We start from the raw sequence: 6,843 nt of genomic DNA on the forward strand, positions 1-6,843 counted from the left end.
GTCCATATCAACGCCTGGATATAGAATGAACATATCCGGCATGCTGTTGCCGGCTGCTTCGGTACGGAGCTTAGTCCGATATTGAGCCGACGGAATATCCTGCATTTCAATCTTAATCTCTGGATTCAACTCTTGGAATTTCTGAATTCTTTCTTTGTACAGCTGGTTATCTACGTTCGGGGTGGACCAGTTTTCCTCCAAAGTGAGCGTAACTTGTTGTTTCGAGGCGGGTTGTGTTGATGTTTGCGTTTTCCCTACTTCTTTTGCCGGCTCAGCTCCATTACTGCAAGCTGTAATTGTCAGTAAAGCAGCTGAAGCAGCAGCTAACACCGATTTTCTAATCACTCCATGAATCATCGATGAACCCCTCACTTTATGTTATTATTTTTAACATCCATCTTACGCCTTTATTATATGATACCGTTTACCAAGTTTGTATCCCACCAATTTATCATATTGTCTGAATTTTTAATGTAATATAATCTAACATAACGAAAGAGTGACCTAATTGCCACAACTATATACGGAAGCTGCTAAAATTGACTCCGCCCGATAAATGGCCTAAAATGGGGCCATACTTTCCATAATATGAATACCAAATTCAGAAAATAAAAGGAGATATCTCATGACCTTACACAATCAAACAGCCATCATTACGGGAGCTGGAAAAGGGATCGGTAAAGCTGCTGCCATTGCCTTGGCGAAAGAGGGAGTTAATCTCGGATTATTGGCGCGCAGCCGTGCCGACCTCGAGTCCCTGCAACAAGAATTGACAAGCGCATACGGCGTCAAAGTAAGCATTGCTACAGCGGACATCTCCAAGCGAGTAGAAGCGGTACGTGCCGTGGATTTACTAATCGGGGAATTGGGTTCCCTGGATATCCTGCTCAATAATGCTGGAACGGCACAGTTCGGCACATTGGTCGATATGGATCCCGATCAATGGGAGCAAATTATCCAAACCAATCTCATGGGTACGTATCATGTGACTCGCGCCGCCCTGCCAACCATGTTGAGTCAAAATGGCGGAAGCATCATTAACATTGCATCGACCGCAGGGGAGCGAGGTTTTGCCACCGGTTCAGCCTACTGCGCATCGAAATTCGCTGTCATCGGAATGACAGAAGCGCTCCTTCAAGAGGTTCGCAAATCGAACATCCGTGTAACTGCGCTTACGCCATCCACCGTGAATACAGAGCTTTCTGTCAAAGCGGGCCTGCCGATAGGTGATGAGGACCGTATGATGCAGCCGGAGGATGTGGCTGAGCTCATCTTGGCAGCTTTGAAATTGCCGCAGCGCGTTTTCCTGAAAACAGCAGGGATCTGGACGACGAATCCGCAATAGTTAGCGCCGAGAGCAGCAGAAAGACCGATAAAAGCCCAATTTATTGGGGATTTATCGGTCTTTCTTTTCATTTCCGGTAGATAAGTTGGAACAATTTACCTTTATTCGAGCTGCTTGATCATTCCGCTCCGTAGTCCAGCTTCATGGGGATGATCCACTGGGCCGCCTCCGCTGGGATAGAGGGAAATTCTACCGTTATTCTGCACCAAATTGGGGCAGGGAGTGAAATAACGGTAGAAGCTCTATCTATATCGTCTCGGACGCGATCCACACCCCGCCTCCGCTGGGATAGAGGGAATCTACCGTTATTCTGCACCAAATTGGGGCAAGGAGTGAAATAACGGTAGAAGCTACATCTATATCGTCTGTGGCGGCTGAAAGTAGCTGGATTTGATCAAATTAGCGGTAGTAATGCCAGTTAACTCAGCAAAAGTGGATCATACGCAGAAAGTAGCAGGAGAAATCGGCGTTATTGATAAGTGATCATGCCATTCCGGCAATGCACTCCTTCATTCCACCCCATTGCCCAGCTCCTCGGGCGCGATCCACACCCCGCCTCCGCTGGGATAGAGGGAAATTCTACCGTTATTCTGCACCAAATTGGGGCAGGGAGTGAAATAACGGTAGAAGCTACATCTATATCGTCTCTGGCAGCTGAAAGTAGCTGGATTTGATCAAATTAGCGGTATTAATGCCAGTTAACTCAGCAAAAGTGGATCAGACGCAGAAAGTAGTAGGAGAAATCGGTGTTATTGATAAGTGATCATGCCATTCCGGCAATGCACTCCTTCATTCCACCCCATTGCCCAGCTCCTCGGGCGCGATCCACTGGGCCGCCTCCGCTGGGATAGAGGAGGAATCTGAAGAATCTACCGCTAATTGGTGCTGCTGCTGAAAATCCCCCATCCCCTCGGCAAGTAATTTCCTGCCGCAGAGAAGGGCGCAACCCTCTCCACTCCTATAAATACGTGTAATTCTTATTAATTATCAGCGCGTTGATTCTCCACTGCAAGCCTTCGCAGGTACGAAATCTCAACTTCACGTAACCGTCCATTTTTTGCGTTATTGGCAAAATATCCGTTGCAAATTCGCCCACTTTCAGCGTTTTCTCCGGCTTCCACGTGCTTTGCCCAACGATTTCTACCTCTGTATATGAAGACGCCTCTTCATCGCCAGATACGAAGAGCAAATCGTATCTCCCTTTTGGCAGCTCCACCACAAACGTCGCTTCGCTCTCTCCACCGATAAAATCCCTTCGCAGCTCGTCCGGGCCCCCGCGATCGATCGCTCTGAGATCCCCCRCACACTCCCAGCCGATGCCGGAATAAGGCTTAAACATCGACTCGCGTGTTACTTTACGGAACGTCTGACCGAGAACACCTTCTACATGAACCTGTCTGGGAAGCACGTTGTTATAATCCTTCTCCAACGAGTCCACGCCAAAATCAAAGCGGTAAGCAGCCAGTCTAGATTCTCGGGAATTGCCAGAGTAATAATCAAAGGTGAAATGGTCGAGCAATCTAGCATGCTGGGTGTCAGCATTTTTACCAAGAAACACTCGCCGATGTGTATGAGCTTTATGCACAAGCGGATAGACTCTCTTGGCGTCCCGCGCATCACCCCCGTCTCGTCCAGCGTCCCGTCCATCGTTCTGTTCTGCGTTCTGTCCAGCGTCCCGTCCAGCGTTCTGTCCAGCGTCTCGTCCATTGTTCTGTCCAGCGTCCCGTCCAGCGTTCTGTCCATCATCTCGTCCATCGTTCTGTCCATCGTCCCGTCCAGCGTTCTGTCCATCGTCTCGTCCAGCCTCCTGTCCACCAGAATCAACAGCAAATAACCCAGCTGCTACAGACTCCCCACGAGGATAAACCGCATACTCCCCGTTCTTCTCCGTATCAAACGAAATCCGTCCATCTTCTTCCAGATGATTTACTCTGATCCATGATTGACCCTCTCTTCTCAAAACCATCACGTTATCGCCAACGTGAAACGAGTTGCGAATAACAACCTTCTTCCCAGCTTTACTTAGGATAGTCACCCAAGTGGTTCGGCCATTTGTCAGCTCTGCGCTAACTTCGAAGGCGCCTACTGCCAGCAGGCCTCGAAAGGAGCAATGGCTCCATTCCTCATACTGCTYCCTATCTACCTCATGCTCGTAGAGACCAATCGAAAGCTCCGGCTCCGGCTCACCAGAAGGCACCGCCGGGAATACTTCGATCACGCCATCATAGCTCTGCAGCAGCATTTCGTTCACTGCTGCAACCAGTTCGCCAGAAGCCTCCATCATGTGGGGATGGTATAACGGCTCATTCGTGATGTTACAATAGTTCATCCAGCGTTCCGTTTCTTCCRCAAACAAGCCGTTGCTCCTGAGCGACAAGTCGATGCCTTGCTCATAGAGCAGCCTAAGTGCCGTGTTGCCCTTCCCCAATCGGGAAGCAGCACAGGAAAGCCAACCGAACTGAAACATGCCGTATTCCGTCCGATTTGCTGCATATCGAAGCGTATTCTCTCCTCTTTTTCGCAGATGAGGCTCGCTGTATTTATTAATTTCTCCAATGGGATAAATGGGCATAAGGAGCGAAGGATGCCGCAAATGCATGTCGGCAGGCGCCCATTCCGAGTCCAGAAAGACATCGCCGTACGAATTGGAAACAGCCGTTGGATACGAAGCCAAGCTATCCACAATCGCTATCCACTTAAGTCGGTCAGCTTCTGCTTCACCAAGCAGCTCGCCCGCTTCCACAGCTATCTTCAGCAAATATTTGATAGCAGCAAGGGAACAAGTCGAGTTACGAGTCAAAGGCCCCTGCTCCGGGGAAATGTCTGGGAATACCTCATAACGTCCTGATTGCTCATTCACCTGTAAATAACCTTCGAAAAATCTGGCAATCTGCCTAAACAGCGGATAAGCCTTTTCCCTTAGGAAGTCGAGGTCCATGCTGTAGCGATAATAGTCCCAAAGGAATTGCGCGCACCAAGGCCAAATACTGACATACAAGGCATGCGGATAATCACCCGCAACGCCTTCAATCCCATGAAACTGCTGCGACATCTGCTCAGCAAGCTCCACATAAGAGAGCAGCCCCTCATTGAACGCTTCGGCGACGTCAAGGCGATTAGCCGTATAAAGCGGCCAAAATGCCGCTTGAATATTAACGTCCCAGTACCACATGCTGCCCCACTTCGTTGGCTGCTTAATATCCCACAAGCCGTTCAATCCGCATGCTTGCTCGCGCATTCTGCCACCTTTTCCGCTGCTGCAGGCGATTGCGTATAGATTGATATACCAGAGATCTTCAATCATTTTATCCGGCAAGGTGATGGAGGCGCGAGACCAGAAGCTCCTCCAATAGGCTTGATGATGCTCCACCATCTCTTCCACGTGTGAAGTTGGCTTCGTCAGCCTCATCAGAGCAGTCGAAACCAGTTCCTTGGTCTCCTCCTCTGTTACCACCGTTGTTAGCAGTGTCAGGGTTGCCTCCGCATCGCGAAGGGCTATTCGCAGACTATCATCGGGACCTGCAACAACACTACCTTTGGCTCCGACAATCCTCATCATGACGACGAATGAGAACGGATCGTAGTGCTCCTTCTCTTCACCATCCGGGTAGAAAGCGCCCACGTAATAAAACGTCATATCATCCAATTGATGATACGTCACATTCATATCCACATATCTTCTACGGGGGACAGATACTGCTACCGAGGGTAACAACGCCTCATTCGTCTGACGAATGGTGGTGATGACATAATCGCCATCTTGCGCAATCATCGTGCTCACGCCAAGCTTATCCGCATCTTTTTCCAGATCTAACTGAACAACTGCCCTATCAACATCAAGTGATAACGAATAATGATCAGGGTCCGAAAGCACTTTGGATGGAAAAAGATGAATTTCCCCGGTCGGATAATGGGAGGTCCCACCCGAGGGTTTGCCATATTTCCTGTACATGCTGTTCGCGTTTAACGCATCACCATATAGAAATAATGGACCTTGTTCGGGATTACGATAGCACTCTGCAGCCAGCTTTTTCAATTCGTCAAATGTACGTCCATATTGAAAGGTGAAATCTGGACCTTCGCYATGTCGGTACTTCTTGCTGTAACGATGAAGCTTTTGATAATAAACTTCATAATGATTGAGCGCAAGCGTCAGCTTATTCTCTTCGAAATAGGCCATACCACCAAAGTGCCCATTGCCGATCGGCAACGCCTCATTCCAACTGCTCGGAGCATGGCCGCATATTTAATGGTTTCTCCGATAGCATACTTGTCATCGCCGCCACCTGCCATCATCGAGTCCGTATTGTTGGAAATCAGAATTTCACGGAGCACAAGCTGGAGAGGATACGCTTCACGGTTCCGCAAATACACAAGCGCGTTAAAGTAAGAATTCCAATGCCCTACTGCATACCACAAAATCATAACGGCAATAACGGGCATCGAAAGCGGGATGACGATTCGGAATAAAATCACCCAATCATTCGCGCCATCCATCCTGGCCGACTCCTCCAAGCTGACCGGGATGCCTTGAAAAGAAGTACGCATAATAATCATATTAAACGTATTGATCGCACCCGGAATAAGGATGGCCCACATCGTATTCATCATGCCAAGAGAGTTCACGAGCAGGTAACTCGGAATAAGTCCACCATGGAAAACCATCGTAATGACGATAAAGAACATGATGATATTTTTAAAATAGAGATTCTGCCTGGACAATACATAGGCGCCAATTGCCGTCATAAGCAAGTTAATCGTCGTTCCTAGCACGACATAGATTAGCGTATTCTGATAGCCTTTCATAATCATCGGATTCTCGAAAACAGCCTTATAGGCACCAAGATCGAACCCTGCCGGCTTGAGCATAATACCTCGATGCTGCAGCAGTGATGTCGCATCACTAAGCGAAGCGAATGCCACGTACAAGAAGGGATACAGCGTGACAGCGCAAAGCACGAGCATCAACAGCATATTGAAGTAGCCAAATGTTCGCTCTCCACTGGTTAGTTTCATGTGCAAATCTCCTTACCACAGTTTGTTCTCGCTGATTCGTTTGACAAAGCTATTAGCCGCAACGATCAGAATAAAGCTGATCACCGAGTTAAATAACCCGACAGCTGCCGTGAAGCTATAGCTTGCCTCTAATACCCCTTTGCGATAGACATAGGTCGATATCACGTCTGCTGTTCCATAGGTAAGCGGATTGTAAAGCAAAAGCACCTTCTCGCTGCCAACCGTCAGCATATTGCCCATTTGCAAGATAAACAGGATCACAATTGTCGGCATGATGCCTGGAATCGTAATGTGCAGCGTTTGCTTCCAGCGGTTAGCCCCATCCATCCTGGCCGCCTCATACAGCGTCGGATCGATCGTCGCCATTGCTGCCAAATAAACGATAGAACCCCAACCAATTCCTTGCCATATGCCAGACGAAACGAATAGAAAGCGGAACCAGTTCTCATTCTGCAAGAAATCAATCGGCTCGATGCCAAAGA

5 protein-coding genes are annotated in these 6,843 nt (G+C 48.6%); 1 reads left to right on the forward strand and 4 read right to left on the reverse strand.

Annotated elements, in window-relative coordinates:
* Nucleotides 1–357, reverse strand: a 357-nt coding sequence (locus AC1DUA_RS21025; RefSeq protein ID WP_477501630.1) for an extracellular solute-binding protein, incomplete at its 3' end; no start/stop codon positions are given.
* 268 nt (nt 358–625) lie between these two features.
* On the opposite strand from AC1DUA_RS21025, the gene AC1DUA_RS21030 reads away from it, so the two are divergent.
* Entirely contained in the window at nt 626–1,345 is a 720-nt protein-coding gene (locus AC1DUA_RS21030; RefSeq protein ID WP_477501631.1) for a 3-ketoacyl-ACP reductase, read from the forward strand.
* 958 nt (nt 1,346–2,303) lie between these two features.
* Here AC1DUA_RS21030 and AC1DUA_RS21035 read toward each other — a convergent pair.
* The 3 genes from AC1DUA_RS21035 to AC1DUA_RS21045 all read right to left on the reverse strand — a co-directional run.
* Nucleotides 2,304–5,555, reverse strand: a complete 3,252-nt coding sequence (locus AC1DUA_RS21035) for a glycosyl hydrolase family 95 catalytic domain-containing protein (protein ID WP_477501632.1) — start codon at nt 5,553–5,555, stop codon at nt 2,304–2,306.
* On the reverse strand, nt 5,498–6,361 hold the full coding sequence (locus AC1DUA_RS21040; RefSeq protein ID WP_477501633.1) for a carbohydrate ABC transporter permease: 864 nt from the start codon (nt 6,359–6,361) through the stop codon (nt 5,498–5,500). The genes AC1DUA_RS21035 and AC1DUA_RS21040 overlap by 58 nt, the downstream gene beginning before the upstream one ends.
* A 12-nt stretch (nt 6,362–6,373) precedes the next feature.
* Nucleotides 6,374–6,843, reverse strand: a 470-nt coding sequence (locus tag AC1DUA_RS21045; protein ID WP_477501634.1) for an ABC transporter permease subunit, incomplete at its 5' end; no start/stop codon positions are given.

It is taken from the genome of Paenibacillus sp. 01T422, assembly GCF_056398785.1.